This window comes from Arthrobacter mangrovi, assembly GCF_026011795.1.
Taxonomy (GTDB): domain Bacteria; phylum Actinomycetota; class Actinomycetes; order Actinomycetales; family Micrococcaceae; genus Crystallibacter; species Crystallibacter mangrovi.
This window is the reverse complement of the sequence record NZ_BRVS01000026.1, coordinates 92,104-109,277: the sequence shown is the minus strand read 5'-3', so window position 1 is coordinate 109,277 and position 17,174 is coordinate 92,104. Positions and strand designations below refer to the sequence as shown.

Annotated in this window: 18 protein-coding genes; 6 read left to right on the top strand and 12 right to left on the bottom strand. The window is 67.5% G+C overall.

Annotation, left to right across the window (positions count from 1 at the left end; translation table 11 throughout):
- Positions 1–70 precede the first annotated feature (70 nt).
- The gene (locus AHIS1636_RS17320; RefSeq protein WP_264797092.1) at positions 71–1,525 is read right to left on the bottom strand and encodes an MFS transporter; all 1,455 of its coding nucleotides are present in this window, start codon (positions 1,523–1,525) and stop codon (positions 71–73) included.
- A complete protein-coding gene (locus tag AHIS1636_RS17315) occupies positions 1,522–2,577 on the bottom strand; it encodes an MBL fold metallo-hydrolase (protein ID WP_264797091.1) in 1,056 nt (351 codons plus the stop codon). Before AHIS1636_RS17315 ends, AHIS1636_RS17320 begins: the two co-directional genes overlap by 4 nt.
- 205 nt (positions 2,578–2,782) lie before the next feature.
- Between AHIS1636_RS17315 and AHIS1636_RS17310 the strand changes: the two genes are divergently transcribed.
- Entirely contained in the window at positions 2,783–3,268 is a 486-nt protein-coding gene (locus AHIS1636_RS17310) for a cupin domain-containing protein (RefSeq protein ID WP_264797090.1), read from the top strand.
- Between the two features lie 90 nt (positions 3,269–3,358).
- Positions 3,359–4,108, top strand: a complete 750-nt coding sequence (locus AHIS1636_RS17305; RefSeq protein WP_309298629.1) for an alpha/beta hydrolase family protein — start codon at positions 3,359–3,361, stop codon at positions 4,106–4,108.
- Here the strand turns inward: AHIS1636_RS17305 and AHIS1636_RS17300 are convergent.
- Positions 4,078–4,929 (bottom strand): PaaX family transcriptional regulator, encoded by an 852-nt coding sequence (locus AHIS1636_RS17300; RefSeq protein ID WP_264797089.1) that lies wholly within the window; start codon positions 4,927–4,929, stop codon positions 4,078–4,080. The two genes, AHIS1636_RS17305 and AHIS1636_RS17300, sit on opposite strands and share 31 nt — an antisense overlap.
- Positions 4,930–5,067: 138 nt before the next feature.
- Here AHIS1636_RS17300 and AHIS1636_RS17295 point away from each other — a divergent pair, with 138 nt between their 5' ends.
- Positions 5,068–5,661 carry a TMEM175 family protein gene (locus AHIS1636_RS17295; RefSeq protein ID WP_264797088.1) on the top strand — a complete coding sequence of 198 codons (594 nt, stop codon included), beginning with the start codon at positions 5,068–5,070 and terminating at the stop codon, positions 5,659–5,661.
- A 99-nt stretch (positions 5,662–5,760) separates the two neighbouring features.
- On the opposite strand, the gene AHIS1636_RS17290 is transcribed toward AHIS1636_RS17295, so the two are convergent.
- The 3 genes from AHIS1636_RS17290 to AHIS1636_RS17280 form a co-directional block, all read right to left on the bottom strand.
- Positions 5,761–6,216 (bottom strand): DoxX family protein, encoded by a 456-nt coding sequence (locus tag AHIS1636_RS17290; protein ID WP_264797087.1) that lies wholly within the window; start codon positions 6,214–6,216, stop codon positions 5,761–5,763.
- A 117-nt stretch (positions 6,217–6,333) separates the two neighbouring features.
- Complete coding sequence (locus AHIS1636_RS17285; RefSeq protein ID WP_264797086.1) at positions 6,334–7,692, bottom strand: MFS transporter; 1,359 nt, start codon at positions 7,690–7,692, stop codon at positions 6,334–6,336.
- Complete coding sequence (locus AHIS1636_RS17280; protein WP_264797085.1) at positions 7,689–8,654, bottom strand: zinc-binding dehydrogenase; 966 nt, start codon at positions 8,652–8,654, stop codon at positions 7,689–7,691. The genes AHIS1636_RS17285 and AHIS1636_RS17280 overlap by 4 nt, the downstream gene beginning before the upstream one ends.
- A gap of 123 nt (positions 8,655–8,777) precedes the next feature.
- Between AHIS1636_RS17280 and soxR the strand changes: the two genes are divergently transcribed.
- Together soxR and AHIS1636_RS17270 are read left to right on the top strand one after the other, a co-directional pair.
- Positions 8,778–9,248 carry a redox-sensitive transcriptional activator SoxR gene (gene soxR, locus AHIS1636_RS17275; protein WP_264797084.1) on the top strand — a complete coding sequence of 157 codons (471 nt, stop codon included), beginning with the start codon at positions 8,778–8,780 and terminating at the stop codon, positions 9,246–9,248.
- A 75-nt stretch (positions 9,249–9,323) separates the two neighbouring features.
- Complete coding sequence (locus AHIS1636_RS17270) at positions 9,324–9,911, top strand: phosphatase PAP2 family protein (protein ID WP_264797083.1); 588 nt, start codon at positions 9,324–9,326, stop codon at positions 9,909–9,911.
- Positions 9,912–10,010: 99 nt separating this feature from the next.
- On the opposite strand, the gene AHIS1636_RS17265 is transcribed toward AHIS1636_RS17270, so the two are convergent.
- The 6 genes from AHIS1636_RS17265 to AHIS1636_RS17240 form a co-directional block, all read right to left on the bottom strand.
- On the bottom strand, positions 10,011–10,154 hold the full coding sequence (locus tag AHIS1636_RS17265; protein WP_264797082.1) for a hypothetical protein: 144 nt from the start codon (positions 10,152–10,154) through the stop codon (positions 10,011–10,013).
- Between the two features lie 98 nt (positions 10,155–10,252).
- Positions 10,253–10,714, bottom strand: a complete 462-nt coding sequence (locus AHIS1636_RS17260) for a hypothetical protein (protein WP_264797081.1) — start codon at positions 10,712–10,714, stop codon at positions 10,253–10,255.
- Entirely contained in the window at positions 10,711–13,146 is a 2,436-nt protein-coding gene (locus AHIS1636_RS17255; protein ID WP_264797080.1) for a molybdopterin oxidoreductase family protein, read from the bottom strand. The genes AHIS1636_RS17260 and AHIS1636_RS17255 overlap by 4 nt, the downstream gene beginning before the upstream one ends.
- Before the next feature lie 147 nt (positions 13,147–13,293).
- Positions 13,294–14,382, bottom strand: a complete 1,089-nt coding sequence (locus tag AHIS1636_RS17250) for an ABC transporter substrate-binding protein (protein WP_264797079.1) — start codon at positions 14,380–14,382, stop codon at positions 13,294–13,296.
- Positions 14,383–14,437: 55 nt separating this feature from the next.
- Positions 14,438–15,286: an ABC transporter permease gene (locus AHIS1636_RS17245; protein ID WP_264797078.1), complete on the bottom strand. Its 849-nt coding sequence runs from the start codon at positions 15,284–15,286 to the stop codon at positions 14,438–14,440.
- A complete protein-coding gene (locus AHIS1636_RS17240) occupies positions 15,283–16,125 on the bottom strand; it encodes an ABC transporter ATP-binding protein (protein WP_264797077.1) in 843 nt (280 codons plus the stop codon). Before AHIS1636_RS17240 ends, AHIS1636_RS17245 begins: the two co-directional genes overlap by 4 nt.
- A gap of 243 nt (positions 16,126–16,368) precedes the next feature.
- On the opposite strand from AHIS1636_RS17240, the gene AHIS1636_RS17235 reads away from it, so the two are divergent.
- A complete protein-coding gene (locus AHIS1636_RS17235) occupies positions 16,369–17,166 on the top strand; it encodes an IclR family transcriptional regulator (protein WP_264797076.1) in 798 nt (265 codons plus the stop codon).
- Positions 17,167–17,174: the final 8 nt, after the last annotated feature.

Genomic DNA, 17,174 nt, shown 5'->3' with positions numbered 1-17,174 from the left:
CGTATTCCTCCGGAAGGGGCGGCATCGGAGCTTGCGTAACCCCGATGCCGCACCCCCGGCGGAGGTTCCATCAGCCGTTGTAGACGAACTTTTCCTGCAACCTGCTGGCCGTGCGGTCGGGGTTGAGCAGCAGGACGCTGCCCACTCCGACGACAATCAGGTAGATGCCGATCATCCAGAACGCCGAGTTCATGCCCTCGGCGAGCAGGGCCGCCATCTCGGCGGTTTCCCGCACCCCCTTCGGCGCCGGCACGTACCCGGCGCTGTCCATGAGCGATCCCACCATTGCCGGAGCTATGACCCCTCCCAAAGATGCCAACCCCGTCAGCGTTGCCATGACTGCTGCGCGCTGCTTGGAACAGACGGCGAAGGCCACTGCGGTAGGCGCCAGCGGGTAGGTCATTGCCAGACCGGCACCTAGGGTGACCACGATGACAGCGGGCGTGCCGCCGAGTCCGGGCAGCAGCAGGAAGCAGATTCCGGAGCACAGCAAGGTGGCTCCGAACAACGCACCGAGCGCCCACCGGACCGTAACCCCGCGACGCATCAGGAAGCGGGATCCATATCCTAGGGCCAGTAGAGCCAGAGCCCCGAGGATCCACGGGAAGGTCGAGAAAAGCCCGATCATTTCCGGCGGAAGCGCCACCACCGAGGCCAAATATTTCGGCGACCAGGTGGTCAGGAACCCCTGGGCCCAAAAGCAGCCTGCGCCGGCCAGCACCGCAGCGACGAACATGCGCGTGCCAAGGATTCTGCGGATGGGCACAATCTTTAGCAAGTCGGCTCTGTCGGCGATGCTGTTTCCCGTGCCGGCACGAGCCTCCGAGCCCGGGAGAGGCCCCGGCTTCGTCTCTTCCGCCGCAGGCTCTGCACCCTCCTCCTGCTTCCTGGTGTGGCTGTAGGGCCCGTCCCGTCCGACCACCAGCCAGCACAGGGACCACAGCAGGCCGACAATGCCCAGGAAGCCGAAGGCCCAGCGCCAGCCAAGGGCAGGGTTGGCGATAATCCACGCCAGCACCGGCGCAGCAACAATTGGCCCCAGAGTCGAGCCGATGGCGACCAGGCTGCTCGGCAGGCCCCGCTCCTTGGCGGGGAACCAGCCGTGGACGTGCTGCAGGCTGATCGGCGTCGCCGGCCCTTCCGCTGCTCCCAGCAGGATGCGGGTGACCAGTAGGACAGCGGCACCCCCGCCGAAGAGCATCGGGAACTGCAGGACTGCCCAGGAGATGCCCATCGTGAGGATGATCCAGCGGGTGGGGACCTTGCCGGCCAGGAAACCGACGGCAACGGCAGAAACCGCGAAGAGGAAGAAGAAGGCGCTTCCTATGAAACCGAATTCGCCTGCCGTCAGCCCCAGGTCCCGCATCGCTGGATCTGCGACGAGGCCAATGACCGCTTTGTCGGCGAAATTGATGATCTGGAAGACCACCAGGGCTCCGGTCACCAGCCACGCGCGCCGGTTCATCCGGCCGTGTACGACGGCGGCACGCAGGGTATGTGCCGGGATTTGGCTCTGCGTGGTCATGCCATGACCTCCGCTTCCTCACGCGGGGCGGACAGCGAAGGCGTCGATGCGATGATGAAGCAGTCATTGTCTTCCGCAACCTGCACCGGGCCAGAAAAATCCTTCGCGGCCCCCGCCTTGATCTTCTGCAGGTCTGCAGCACCAGGGGTATTCGGCACAATATGGTGCAGGACCAGCCTTCCCGCACCGGCCGCCTGGGCGACCTTGCCCACTTCCTCGAAAGACGTGTGGGATTCCCTCAGGTGGATCTCGATGCCGTCACGGGTGGGCCCATCAGGGAAGGTAGCCAGGATGGCGTCCAGGTCCATGACTTCGTGCAGGAGCAGATCCGCCCCGCGGGCAAGGCGGATGCAGTTCTCCGAGTAAGCGGTGTCGCCGGAGACCACCACCGAACCGTAGGCGGAATCCACGCGGAAGGCAAAGGCTGGATAACAGAGCCGGTGGTCTACCAGGATCGCCGTGATCGTCACCAGCTCGTCCTTATAGATCTCGAACGGGTCCATTGCCGGGTGGCGCGCTTCGACGGGATCCGCTGGCACTGAATCCGGGATCGCGATGTCGTGGGCTACCACCCAATTGTGCGGCTCTTCACGACCTTCATCTGCCATGCGGATGCAAATATCCGAGGCAAAAACCCGGTCCAGCAGCGCGTCGACCACCTCAACCGTACCCGCCATGGTCCTTCCGGCTGTCCGTTCATCAACCTGCGCGGCATGCTCTTGGTCCAACGCAGGAATCCGCTGCGGCCTGCCCGGCCCGAACACATGGATGGGGCGGCTGAAGGACTCCCCGGGGACTTGCCAGCCTGTGACCAGGAACGAGCCGAGGTCGTAGACGTGGTCTGAGTGGTGGTGGGTGAGGAAAATTCCTCGGAGATCCGACCATGCGCAGCTCGACCGGTAGTTGCGGATGCTGCCCATGCCGCAGTCGATGACATAAGCCGCACCGTCGACGCAAACCACGGTGCTTGTGCCGGCGCGGCTGCTGGAAACGATCGGGCCGCCGCCGGTGCCTAGTGTGTGGACGGACATTCCTGGTGCTGAATTGCTCATAAGTGCCCCTCGTCTTCCTTGATGGGTGGGCGGATACCGCGGCTGTCAGCGCAGCTGGCGGTTTGCAAGATTCACTGAGCCGGACCGGGCCGGCAGGAACGTGACACACATCATATGTAGTACTTTTTGCGATCGCAATAGCCATTGCATATCGATGGATCCTCTGCCATGCTGGCCGCACCGATGCTCGACGAAAGGATCTGTCATGGAAATGCAGCAAGAAACGGAAATTGTGCTGGGCGATCTGCCGAAAGGCATTACGCTCGCAAGCGAGGCCATGGGAAACAAGACCTGGAACGTGCTCGGCCACACGTACTTGGCGAAGGTCGAGAGCGCCTCCAGCTTCGCATGGCTGTCCCTGGATCCGACCGGCACCGGAGTTCCCCCGCATGTCCATCCGACGCAGGACGAGCACATATACGTGATGGAGGGCGTCTATACGCTCTACCTCGACGGCGAGTGGACGACGGCTGGACCTGGTGACACTGTGCGCATGCCCAAGGGCCTTCCCCACGCCTACTACAACAAGGGCGAAACTCCGGGAAAGTCGCTGTTCTGGGTCAGTCCGGCCGGCCGGCTCTCCCAGCTCTTCGACCAGCTGCATGATCTGGACGATCCGGAGGAAGTCGTCCGGCGTTCTGCATTGCACGACGTGGATTTCCTCCCGCCGGGCGCTGTCCCCGGAGCCTGACAGAAACCCGCCTCCGGTGCCCGGCTCGTCTACGTCGGGCACCGGACAACAGCAAAGGACAACATCTTGGAACCAGATCCTGCCACGCCAGTGCTGACGCTCAGCTACGGCCCTCATGCCCCGCAGACTATTCAATGCTGGGATTCTGCCGTACCCGGATCTTCCCGGGGCGTGGTTGTCTTGGTGCACGGCGGCTATTGGCGTGCCAGGTTCGATGCTTCACTCATGGTTCCCCTGGCGCGGGATCTGGTCCGGCAAGGCTGGGCAGTAGCCAACGTCGAATACCGGCGCGGAGGCAACGGCGGCGGCTGGCCCGAGACCGGTCAGGACGTGCGCTCGTCCGTCTCCGCCATCGCTGCTTCTGCCTGGCGCCGAGCCGCACCCGGCCCGCTGGTCGGCGTCGGGCATTCGGTAGGCGGGCAGCTGGCCTTGCTGGCCGCAGACCAACTGGATGCCGTCGTGGCCCTCGCTCCTGTCACCGACGCCGCGCGCACGCACAGGGAAGGCCTCGGCGAGAACGCTGCCGCGGAATTCTTCGGCGCATCGCCGGAGCAGGCCCCTGGGATCTATGCAGGCGCTTCCCCTGTCAGGCAGCTGCCGCTGGGTACGCCGGCGTTGGTGGTCCATGGCGCCGTGGACCAGCGGGTGCCGGTTGAGCACTCATTGGACTTCATTGCCCGGGCCCGGATGGCAGGCGACCGCATCGACTTCGTCTCTCCCTATGGCCTGGACCACTTGGACGCAATCGATCCGGCCTCGCCTACATGGCCATTCGTGCGCGGATGGATGGACAAGGTACCGGCCCAGGTTCACCGCGTCCGAAGCAGCTCATCTGCATGATCCTCCGCCGGCGCCCGAAGGATGCCGTGCAGCGTCAGGAACGCCTGCTTCGCGCGTGGCGCCTGCCAGCCCGCGGGCAGATATTCCAGAGGCAAGTTCGGATCCCGGTAGGGAAACTTCCGCCACAGGGTCAGCATCGGCACATAGGTTTGGAAGGCTTCCAACCGGTCAGCGCCGGACGGCAATTTCCCCGCTTGGACACGTTCCTGCCAAAGTCGGGCCAGGGATTCGTAGCTGTCGATGAAGGCCGAGTACTGCCTGTCGAGCAACTCCAGGTCCCACCATCGCGGGACCTGCGCCCTGATATCCCCGCCCTTCAGATAATCGCCCGAGAAATACTCCGTATATCGGTCCAGCCCCCGCGCGGCGAGCCGTTCCATGGCCTGGTCCATCACCATACTTGGCGCGATCGCGACACCTGCGGCCACGAATCCGAAGCCCAAGCTGGTCAGCTCCGACCGGAGTTCATAACGCCGGTTACGTTCTGCCTCCGGCACCGAGAAAACCACCAACGCCCATGGATCTTCAGGCCTGGACCGCTCCGGGGCGAAAATGCGCTGGTCGTCGGCATTGAATATGTCCAAGACATCGCCTGACAGGACGTAGCGTGCCACGCCGTCATCACGCCGGCTGAGCAGAGTACCTTTGGCCTTCAGCCTGGAGACCGTGGATCGCGCTGACTGTTCATCCACGCCCAAATCGGCGAGCATCGCGACAAGCGCTGCGACCCGGAAGGACCCTCCTGCCTTCCCTGCATACAACCCGTACAGCGTGACGACCAGCTGCTGGTGGAGTGGCCGCTGGGTGCGGGGCGGCGGCATGGCGTATGGCTCCTCGGTGTCGACTGCGGGGTTACGGCCATCATATGGGCATTCGCTGGAGCCGTTGGTGACCGTTCCAAGTGCCTGCTTCCCAAACGGGCCGGGCGGTGACCATGATTCATGCATGAAGGACCAAACATGAACAGGAACCGGCTGGAGGCCTTCAGCGACGGCGTCCTGGCCATCATCATCACGATCATGGTGCTCGAACTCCGTGTGCCTGAGGAGCCCACATGGACCGGCCTGGCGCAGGAGTTGCCGGGCTTTTACAGCTATTTGCTGAGCTTCGTGTACGTGGGCATCTACTGGAACAACCACCACCACATGCTCCATCTGGCGGGGAAGATCAACGGCACGATCCTGTGGGCGAACCTGCACCTGTTGTTTTGGCTCTCGCTCTTTCCGTTCACCACGCGCTGGATGGACGAATCCGGCTTTCCGCAGGTCCCCGTGCTCGTGTACGGGATCAACCTGCTGCTGGCGGCGGTTGCCTATTACCTGCTGGAATCGGCGCTCATCCGGCAGCAGGGGCGGGACGGTCCGCTGGCACGGGCCACGGGGCGGGACTGGAAGGGGAAGGTCTCGCCGGCCATCTACCTCGTCGGGATCGGGCTGTCGTTCGTCAATCCCCTGCTGGCCGTGGCCGCCTACACCGTGGTCGCCGCGATCTGGCTGATTCCGGACCGCCGGGTGGAGCGGTTCCTGGCCGCCGAGGCGGACCGGAAGGGCTGAAGACGGCAGAAGCGGGAGCCTGGAACCAGGCTCCCGCCATCCACCCGGGCTCCGCCGGCGTTATGGCCATGACCGGTATTTTCCGGCCATGGCCGGCATTCAGGCCAGGACCGAGGCCCTGGATTCCGTCCGGCCGAAGAGGTAGCGGTCCACCGAGTACGGGCCGGGCCCGATCAGCGCGATGGCCAGCGATGCGGTGCCGAGGAGCAGCACCTGCGAGTAGCCGCCGTTCTCCACATAGAAGCCGGAGGGCAGGTGGGCGAAGATCGCCGCGCCGATCATGTCGCAGACGAACAACAGCGCCAGCGGCCGGGTGAGCAGGCCAAGGATCAGTGCGGCGCCGCCGAGCAACTCAAGGTAGGCAATGAAGGGAGCCATCAGCTCGGGCAGGGGCACGCCGATCGAGGTGAAGTAGCCGGTGACGCCGGCGATCGTATTGGTGCTGATCTTCTGCCAGCCGTAGGCGACGAAGACCAGGCCAACGACGACGCGCAGCAGGGTAATGGCAATGTTCGAAACGGATCTGGTGGTGCTGGTGCTGGTAGGGATGGACATGGGACTCTCCTTATGGACAGAGCGGACCAGCGTCGTCAAAAGTTGACGCGTCCAGCATCTTCCGGAGGGTTGCAGAAACCTTGGGTCCCGGGAAGAGCTCCGGCACCTGTCCCCGGATCACCCCCGCCCAGGCGCTCCTGCCAGCCGGCGGGTCAGCAGCAGCGCCAGCAGGGCGATCGCGAAGGAGCCGCCGAAGGCCGTGATGAAGCCCCAGAGCGGCGCCACCGGCAGGAGGGCGGCAAAGGCGATGCTGCCCAGCGCCAGGTAGAGCGACTGCACCACCGCATCGTTGATCTGCAGCGCCGAACTGTTGCTGCCTTCTTCGCCGTCCGCCGAGTGGTCCAGCAGCAGCACCGACAGCGTGGAGAACGCCATGCCGATGCCCAGGCCTGCCATCGCCCAGCCAACAACAACGACGGCGACCGGCACCTGGGCGTCCAGGCTAAGGACCGCGAGGCCTACTCCGGCCGTGACCAGCCCGGTGCCCAGCCGCACCCGCATGACCTTGCCGGCGAGGAACGGCAGGTTGGCCGCCAGCCAGGACCCCGAGAACCAGGCGACCGCCGAGGTAGTCAGCAGCAGGCCGGCTTCGGTGGGCGTGAAGCCCCGGTGTTCCACCAGCGCCAGCGGCAGGTAGACCTCTGCACCGAAAAAGCCGGCTCCGATCAAACCGCGGACCGAGATCACCGCGGGCAGGCCGCGCCGGAACAGCCACGTTCCTTTGGGGAGCAGCCGGGGTGCGGCCAGCAGCACGGCCGCCACCGCCGCGACGGCGAGCACGATCCACCAGTCCAGGCTGCGCTGCCCGGCGAACCCCACGCCGAGGATCCCGGCGGCGACTATCGCCGCCCATGCCGTGCGCCCGCCGTCGTTCTTCCACACCCCTTCCTGCCGGGTGGTGCTCAGGGCCGGGGCGAGGGCAAGATAGGCGACGACGGCGAACAGCGGGGCGCCGCCGAAGACCCACCGCCAGCCCGCCAAGTGGTTGATCAGCCCCGCGATCGCCGGCCCCGCAAGCGCCGGCAGCACCCAGCCGCTGGTCAGCACGGTGAAGGCGCGGGCGCGCATGCCCTCGGGGTACGCCTTCGCGATCAGCACGTACAGCCCCACGCCCGCCAGCCCGGAGCCGAAGCCCTGGACCCCGCGGCCCACCAGGAAGACCGGCATGCTGGGCGCGAACGCCGCGGCGATGAGCCCGGCGACGAAGAGCCCCACGCCCGTGCGCAGCGCCGGGCCGGGGCCGCGCGCGTCGATCCAGCCGCCGGCCATCGCGGTGGCGATGACGCCGACGGCCAGGGGCGCGGAAAAGGCAATGGCGTACAGCGACAGGCCGTCCAGTTCGCGGCCGACCACCGGCATGACGGTCGCGACGGCGATCGCCTCGAAGGCGAAGAGGAAGGCGAGCGCGAAGATTCCGGCGGTGGTGGCGCGGTAGGTTTTGGACAGCAGCGGCGCCGGCGCCAGCTCCACGGTCATGCCAGGTCTCCTTCGGTCAGAAGCACTATTTTGCCGTATGTTTCCCTAGCCTCGAGCGCGCGGTGGGCCTCGGCGGCCGAGGCCAGCGGAAAGCTGCTGCCGACCAGCGGAACCCGCGATCCGTCCGCCGCGCGGGCCAGGGCCTCCGCCTCCAGTGCGCGGAGCCGCTCTGCGTTGACCGGCCCCAGCAGGCTGGCCGTGGTCTTGGCCGGATGCGAGTAGTCGTTCCGTCCACCCGAGGACCAGCCGAACACCAGTTGCCGCCCGCCCTCTGCCAGCAACTCGAAGGCAACCCGGCCCACGTGCCCGCCCACGCCGTCGAACACCAGCGTAGGCCGCGGCAGCCGTTCCAATTCTTCCGCCCAGCCGGGGCTGCGGTAGTTAACAACGACGTCGGCGCCTGCATTCCGCGCGATACGCACCTTTTCGTCCGACCCCGCGAGGCCCGCTATCCATGCGCCGGCGGCCTTGGCTGCCTGGACCAGCAGCACGCCCAGTCCCCCGGCGGCAGAGGGCACCAGCACGATGTCATCGGGCCGGATCTCCACCTGTTCCACGATGAGCGCGGCCGTCCGGCCGGTACCAATCGCCGCAACCGCCGTTGCCGCGTCCAACCCCTCCGGTACGGCGTGCAGCGAGGCCGCGGCGGCTAGGGCCTGCTCCGCATAACCGCCGCTGGCGGCGCCCAGATGCGCCACCACCGGGCGGCCCAGCCAGGCCGGGTCCACGCCCCCACCCACGGCATCCACGCGGCCGGCCACCTCGCGGCCGGGGACCATGGGCAGCTCCGGCTTGGGCAGCGCGCCGAAGCTGGTGCCGCTGCGGATACCGGCGTCCAGCAGGTGCACGCCGCTGGCCAGCACGGCGATCCGGGCCTGGCCCGGTGCGGACTGCAGCTCCGGCCGCTCCTCGAAGCGCAGGACGTCCGGACCGCCGAAGGCCCGCTGGATGATTCCGTGCATATTCTGCTCCGCTGTATCGATGGAACCGGGCCTTTAGCCGGCCGGTGGCCCGGCCGGATTCGGCCGCGTCTTGACCAGCCAACAACCTCAAGTACGCTTGAGGTCAAGCAGGAAGGGGCCGCGGTGGAGAAACCCGATTCCGGGCACAAGGAGCTCACCCCGGGAGAATTGTCCGAACGCACCGGCGCGGCGGTGTCCGCCCTGCACTTCTACGAGAAGGAAGGCCTCATCTCCAGCCGCCGCACGGGCGGAAACCAGCGGCGCTACCGGCGGGACATGCTGCGCCGGGTGTCCTTTATCCGGGTCTCCCAACAGCTCGGCATACCGCTGCGGGACATTAAGGCCGCGCTGGACACCCTGCCGCAGGACAAGGCGCCGACCAAGGCGGACTGGAAGCGGCTCTCCGCCGGCTGGCGCGAGCAGCTGGACGCCAGGATCGACCAGCTCCAGCGGCTGCGCGACGATCTCACCGGCTGCATCGGCTGCGGCTGCCTCTCGCTCCGGAGCTGCAAGCTCTACAATCCGTCCGACATCCTCGGCGACGCCGGGCCCGGCCCGCGGCGGCTGCTGCCCCCGGCCCGTCCAGCCGACTGAGCAGGGAAGCACAAGCACCGGCGTCGGCCGGCTCCGTCCGGCTCCATCCGGCGGCCGCGGCGCTACGCTGGAAAAGTGCCAGAGCAGCCGACGCGGCGCCACAGGACGGCGCGCTTCATCACCGAGGCCTTCGCGCCCACGGTGCTGGTCACACTCGTGCTGGCCGCGTCGCCGCTGATCCTGCCGGAGGTCACCCTGGCCGAGGTGGCCGTGGCCATCCTCTTCGTCACCGCGCTGCCCTTCGCCACCGTCTACGTGCTGGCGCGGCACGGGACGCTCAGCGACCACCATATTGGCAACCGGAGCCAGCGCGGACCGGTCATGGCCTTCACCGGCGTCTCGATCATCGTGGGCCTCTGGATCCTGTCCCTGATGGACGCGGCGCTGGCCTTCCACCGGCTGATCTTCACGGTGCTGCTCGGGCTCGCGCTCTCGATGGCGGTCAACCTGGTCTGGAAACTCTCGGTCCACGCCGCCGTCGCCGCGTTCTTCGCCGCCGTGCTCGCCTCCGCCTCCATGCCGCTGGGGGTGCTCTGGAGCGTGCTGCCGCTTGCCGTCGGCTGGTCCCGGGTCCAGCTCGGGGACCACTCGTGGGCGCAGGTGCTGGCCGGCTGGGCCTCAGGCCTGGCCATCTTCGCGGTGTACATGCTGTTCCTGCGCTGAGCTGTTCCTGCGCTGAGCCGCCGGGGCGCGCGACGGCTACGGACTAAGAAACAAGCATGGAAACGGCCGGCCCCGCCGCCGGGACCGGCCGCCTGCGCGTCAGCCGCGCTTCTTGATGTGGGCCACGGGATCCGCGGGACCTTCGACAATATGTTTAGCCCGCTTCTCGGCGCGCTTCTGCTTGATCGTTGCGCCCTTGGCCTGCTTCTTGGGTTCGTGCTTATGCGGTGACTTGTCCGGCATGGTCTCCTCCTCGAGTACCGACAGACCGGTGATCTGCTCCCCCAATCGGAAGGATACGCCCGCGCACGGCGGTTGGAAACGCCGTCGTTAGCGCAATTTCAGGACGCGGCGATCAGGGCTTGCGGAGCCGCCTGCTTCATCCGGGTTTTCAGCCAGTGCAGCTGGACCTCGGTCTCGCCGTCGCACCGGGCGATCACGTCCAGCAGTTCCGCGTCCTGCAGCCCCTGCGCGGCCTGCTTCACCATGGTCCAGGTGATATCCACGAGGTTGGCCATCAGGTACAGGTCCTGCAGGTCCCGCAGCAGTCCCACCGGGCCGGAGCGGGTTTTGGAGAGGCCCTCGTGGTGCAGCCGCTCGGGCTCGTCGTCTTCGGTGCATTCGCCGTAGCGCCCGATGATGGGCGCCAGCGCGTCCTGGTGGGCGTCGCACTGGCGGGCCAGCGTCAGGCAGAGGAAGTGGACATCGGGCTCTTCCCCGTGGCCTTCCGCCACCTGCCGGTAGGACTCGGCCAGGGTTGCTTCGGACTGGTGCAGCAGGCCGAGGTAGACGGGCAGTTTCATGCTGGTTCCTCCCTCGCCTCGGCGGCGGCCCCGCCGATCGTGGCGGGCACCGTCCCGGGCTGCGCCGGCCGCGACGCGGTGGTGGTCGGGGCCGGCGCCGGCCCGCTCCCGGCCGCAGCCTTTTCCAGCCGGACGGCGGCGGTCTTGAAGATCGGCTGCTTCGACACCGCGTCCCATTCGGTCATGGTCAGCTCGTTGGCCGCGCGGGGGTGGTCGTCCGGCGAGCCGCCCGTGTCCCAGTAGCCGAAGTGGAACGGCGCGAACACCGTGCCCTCGCGGACGTCGCCGATCCGCACCGGGGCGGTGATCCGTCCGCGGGCGGAACTCACGACGGCGATGTCGCCTTCGCCGATCCCGTACCGCTGGGCGTCGGCGGCGGAGAGCTCGATCCACATGCCCGGCGCGGCCGCGTTCAGCTGGGGTGCCCGGCCCGTCTTGGTGCGCGTGTGGAAGTGGTAGGCCGTCCGGCCGGTGGTGTAGCGCAGCGGGTACTCATCGCTGGGTTCCTCCGGCGGCGGCGAGTACGGCGCCGTCTTGAACAGCGCCCGGCCCGCCGGAGCCATCGCCCGGTAGGCGGTCGGTCCGACCGTGGCCCCGGTGGTCAGGTCATGGCCGTAGGTTTCGCAGTAAGCCGCATCGGTGGAGAAGGTCCCGTCCGTGTAGAGCCGATCCAGTCCGTCCGGGTGCTCGTCGTTGCAGGGCCACTGGATGCCGCCGCGTTCCCGGAGCATGGCGTAGGACATGCCGGAGTAGTCGCAGGGACGGCCGCGGCTGCATTCCTGCCATGCCCGGAAGGCGTCCTCGGGGCCGGTCCAGTCCAGCAGCGGAGAGCCGTCGTTGCGGGCGAAGCCCATGCGGCGCGAGTAGTCGAGGAAGATGTCCAGGTCGCTGCGGGCCTGCCCCGGCGGCTCGACGGCCTGGTCCGAGAGGTGCACGGTGCGGTCGACGTTGGTGAAGGTGCCGGTCTTCTCGCCCCACGCCGCCGCCGGCAGCACTACGTCCGCGTACTGCGCCGTCTCCGTCAGGTACAGGTCCTGCACCACCAGGAACAGCTCGGGCTTGGCCAGGATCCGGCGCATCCGCGGCAGCTCGGGCATGGACACCGCCGGATTGGTCGCCGAGATCCATAGGAACCCGATGGACCCCTGCTCGGCGTAGCGGAAGATCTGGGCCGCGTGGGTCGGCGACGCCCAGTGCGGGATCTTCAGCTCGTCGACGCCCCACAGCTCCGCCAGCTCGCGGACATGCTTCGGGTTTTCCCAGTTGCGGAAGCCCGGCAGGTCGCCGTCGGCCCCGCATTCGCGGTTGTTCTGCGCCGTCGGCTGGCCGTTCATCTGCAGCAGGCCGCAGCCGGGCCGGCCCAGCATGCCGCGCAGCAGGTGCAGGTTGTTGACCTGGCAGGAGGACGCCGTCGCCTGCCACGACTGGTAGAAGCCCTGCAGCACGGTCGAGAGCACCCGCTGCGAGGTGCCGAAAATTTCCGCCGCCCGGCGCACGTCCGCCGCCGCCACTCCGCAGGTTTCGGCCACGGCCTCGGGTGTCCACGGTTCCACCGCGGCGAGCAGGTCGCCGAACCGCTGCGTGTGCCCGGCGACGTAGTCCTCGTCGACCCAGCCGTTCGCGACCACCTCGCGGACCAGGCCGTGCATCAGCGCGAGGTTGGTCCCGGGCCGCACCGGCAGGTGGACGTCGGCGTGCCGGGCAACCTCGGTGTCGCGGGGATCCACGCACACGACCCGCGGCCGGTCCGGCCCGGCGATCCGGTCCAGCACCCGGGCCCACAGCACCGTCTGGGTCTCGGCCATGTTGTGCCCGTACAGGAAGATGGCGTCGCACTCGTCGATGTCGGTGTAGCTGCCGGGCTGCCCGTCCGCGCCGAAGGACTCCTTGAGCGATGCCGCCGCCGTCGCGGTGCAGAGCCGGGTGTTGCCGTCCATGTGCGGCGTGCCGATTCCGGCCTTGCCCAGCACGGCGAGCGCGTAGTACTCCTCGAGGAACAGCTGGCCGCTGGTGTAGAAGCCGTGCGACAGCGGCCCCTTCTCCTCCAGCAGCGCGCGGCTGCGCTCGGCGATCCGCCCCATCGCGGTGTCCCAGTCCGCCTCCACGAGGCGCCCGTCCTCGCGGACCAGGGGCACGGTAAGCCGGTCCCGGTTGTCCACCCCCTGCCAGCTGGCGAACAGCCCCTTGGGTCCCAGCCGCCCGTGGTTGACCCGGTCCTCCGCGCGGCCCCGGATGCCGACCATGCGGCCGTCCTTGACCGCGATGTCGCAGCCGCAGCCGTTGCTGCAGAGCAGGCAGGCGGACTTCACCCAGCGGTCGACGTCCGCCTTGGCGACGCCGTCGGCCAGCTTCGTGTCCACCCTCACCGGCCAGTTCCCGCCCTGTCCATAAGGGGTGCGGGTTCCCCAGATATCCGCGATTCGATCCGGCACGGGACACCTCACTGCACTCGGGAAACGGCGGCCACGCTCAGGCTATACCTGCCTATTTGTGCTGGCCAGAGGCAGGGCAGCCTTGTTTTCCTTAACGACGCCGACCGCCCCCTCGGGCGGGAGCGGCCGGCGTGCGGGCGGGGAGGATTACTGCACGAACTCGTTGGTGTAGGTCGTCGACAGGTCGATCTCCTTGTCGCCCACCTCGGGGTTGGCGATCCGCTGCGTCTTGAGCACGGCCTCGGCGCCCTCTTCGGTGAAGGCCCCGTCCTTGCTGAGGGTTGCCTTCAGCTCCTCGATCACCGCGGCGTACTGGTCGACGTCGCCGCCGGCGTACTTCTCCGGCATTTCGGCCGCGATCTCCTTGCCGGAGTGCGTCTGGATGTACTCCAGCGTGCGCTTGATCGCGCTGGCCAGCTTCTTGGCGTCCTCCGGATTCTGCTCGAGCCAGTCGGTCTTCGCGTAGAGGCTGGAGGACGGCCAGGCTTCGGTGCCGAAGACGGCCTTCAGGCCGTCCAGGGTGCGGACGTCCTGGATGATGACCGGGTCCTTGCCCAGGCGCTTGGCCAGCACGGTGACATCCGGTTCGAGCATGACGGCGGCGTCCACCTGCCCGTTTTCGACGGCGGCAACCGCGGAGGAGCCGGCGCCGATCGCAGAGACGGAAGCGTCCTCCTTCTTCATGCCGTTCTCCGCCAGCAGGTACTTGACGAACATGTCTGTCGAGGAGCCCGGCGAGGTGACGCCGACGTTCTTGCCCTTCAGGTCCGCGATGGACTTGATGCTGCCTTCCTGGTCCGGCGCCACCACGAGGGCGAGGCCGGAGGACAGGCCCATGTCGACGAAGGCCTTGATCGGCTGGTTCTTGGCCTGCATCTGGATGGTGTGCTCGTAGTAGCCGCTGGTCACGTCGGTGCTGCCGCCGAGCATGGCGGTCAGGGCCTTGGAGCCGCCCTGCAGGTCCTGCAGCTCGACATTAAGGCCCTCGTCCTCGTAGTAGCCGAGTTCCTGCGCGAGCGTGGTCGGCATGTAGGTCAGCAGGGTCTGCCCGCCGACGCCGATGACGATCTTGTCGCCGCCGGCGGCCCCGTCCTGGGCCTCGCCGCTGCCCTGCTGCCCGGGCGGAGCCGAGGCCGGCGCGCCGCAGGCGGCCAGCGCGAGGACGAGGGCCGCGGCGGCGGCCAGGGGCTTGAAACGGCGGAGCCGGCGGCTGCGGCGGTTCTCCGGATGGTTCATGGGATAGGTCCCTTCAGGAATGCGTGAGCGGAATGGTAGGGAATGCTAGGGATGGTCAGGAAGACTGGACCGGGCGCCACCGGAGCAGGTACCTCTCCAGCCGGTTGACCAGCAGGTCGATGATCAGCACCACGATCATGAGGATGAACATGCCGGCGAACACGCCCTGGGTGTCGAAGACGCCCTGGGCCTGGGCGATCGCGTAGCCCACGCCCGCCGAGGCGCCGAGGTATTCCCCGACCACCGCGCCGGTGATGGCGAAGCCGACGCTGATGTGCAGGCTTGAGAAGATCCAGGTCAGGGCGCTGGGAATGAAAACGTGGCGCAGCAGCTGCTTCTCCGAGGCGCCGAGCATCCTGGCATTGTCCACCAGCACGCGGTCCACGTTCTTCACGCCCTCGAGGGTGTTGAAGAAGACGATGAAGAACACCAGGGTGAAGCCGAAGGCCACCTTGGACCAGATGCCGAGGCCGAACCAGAGCAGGAAAATCGGCGCCAGCACCACGCGCGGCAGCGCATTGAACATCTGCAGGAACGGGTCGAAGAGCCGCTCCAGGAAGCGCACCCGCGCGAGCAGGAAGCCCAGGAACAACCCGGCGGCGGTACCGACCGCGAAGGCCAGCAGCGCTTCCTGCATCGTGATCCACAGGTGCGGGAAGACGTAGCCGGTGGAGATCCAGGACCAGACGGTGGCCAGGATGTCCGAGGGTAGCGGGAAGAAGAACTCGTCGATGATCCCCGCACGGCCGAGCAGTTCCCAGGCGCCGAGCACGACGGCGGCCAGGACCAGCTGGTACACCCGCATCATGCCGTCGGAGGTGCCGTTGCGCCGCCGCGCGCGGGCGGCAGTGGTGCCCTCGCCGGGAGCAGGCTTGAGGGCCTTGCGGCTGTTCAGGACGGTCACGCCACTTCACCTTCTTCCGCACGGGCGGCCTCGTAGGTCTTGGAAACTTCGATCTTCAGCCGGCCCCAGATTTCGCGGTGCAGTTCCACGAACTTCGGGTCGTCCCGGATGTCGAGCAGGTCGCGGGGGCGCGGGATCGTGATCTCGTAATTGCCGACGACGGTGCTCCCCGGCCCTGCGCCCAGGATGACCACTTCGTCGGAGAGCGCGATTGCCTCGTCCAGGTCATGGGTGATGAAGACCACCGCCTTGCCGGATTCCTGCCAGAGCGCCAGCAGCTCGTTCTCCATGATCTGGCGCGTCTGCACGTCCAGCGCTGAGAACGGCTCGTCCATCAGGAGGATGTCCGGATTGACGATCCAGGCCTGGGCCACCGCGGTGCGCTTGCGCATCCCGCCGCTGAGCTGGTGCGGATACCGGTCCGCGAAGTTCTTCAGGCCGACCTTCTCCAGCCAGCGCTGCGCCTCGGAATGGGCTTCGGCCTTGCCGACGCCGGCCATGGTCAGCCCGAGGCTGACGTTCTCGATCACGGTCTTCCACGGCAGCAGGGCATCCTGCTGGAACATGTAGGAGGCGCGGCGGTTGACCCCGTGCACGGGTGCGCCGAAGCTGCTCGCCGTCCCCGAGGACGGCTTGAGCAGGCCGGCGGCCATGTTCAGGATGGTCGACTTGCCGGATCCGGTCGGCCCGACGATCGAGACGAAGCGGCCCGGTTCGACCTTCAGGTCGATGTCCCGCACGGCGAAATAGGTGCCGCCGCCCGGCGTCGAAAATTGCTTGGTGCAGCCCTGCAGCTCCACCGCATACTGCGTCGGCGTTCCAGCCGAAGATAGCGTCATGATCTCTCCCGAGCCCCCAAGGACCCACGTTCCATTCAGGTTGAAGCGGTGCGGAAACCGCCTTCAGAGCTGTACCGGTCGGGGCCGGTCCGCGGCTCCGCAAGCGAACCTTGTGGGTTCACATTGTGGGTTCGCCGCCATAATGTGGACTCATGCTAACAGTAACCTTCGTCACATTCCAAGCCCGCCGCCGTCGTCCGTTACGTGTTGCCGCATCGGCCCGCCGGGGCTAGCCTGACTGCCATGCCCGCCCCGCAATCGCCCGCCAAGCCGGGAAACAATCCCCTGCTTGTGCTCGCCAAGATCAGCGCCATTCTGGACGCCTTTTCGCTCACCCGGCCCGTGCTGACGCTGGCCGGCATCCGCGAGGCCACCGGAATGCCGACGTCCACCGTGCAGCGGCTGGTCACCAACCTCACCGCCCAGGGCTTCCTGGACCGGGAGGACGACGCCTACCGGATCGGCCTGAAGATGGCGTACTGGGCGGCGCCGGCCACGCGTGGCAAGGAAATCCTCGACGTGCTCAACCCGCTGCTGAAGGACCTGCGCGATGCCACCGGCGAGACCGCATGCTTCTTCAAGGCCGAACAGCGGTACCGGGTATGTGTCGGGATCGCCGAGACCCGGCACGCGCTGCGGCGGGAAATGCACCTGGGCAAGATCATGCCGCTGCACGCCGGTTCCGCCGGCCGCGTCCTGCTCGCGTGGGACGCGGAACTGCTGGACCGCGTCCTGAAGGAGCCGCTGGAGTCCATTACGGAATCCACCATCACCAGCTCCGAGGACCTGCAGGCCGTGGTCAAGCAGACCCGCACCGACGGCTTCGCGATCACCACCGACGAGCGCGAGACCGGCGCCTCCGGCCTGTCGGCGCCGGTCTTCGACTCCTCGGCCGGATTGGTTGGGGCCGTGACGATCAGCGGCCCCACCCTGCGGATGCCCCGGGAGGTGTGCGAGGGCTGGGTGGAGACTCTGCTGCAGACCGCCGAGCGCATGACCAGGATCATCGGCGGCCGTTTCCCCGGCGAAGCCGCCTCCTGACTCCGTGG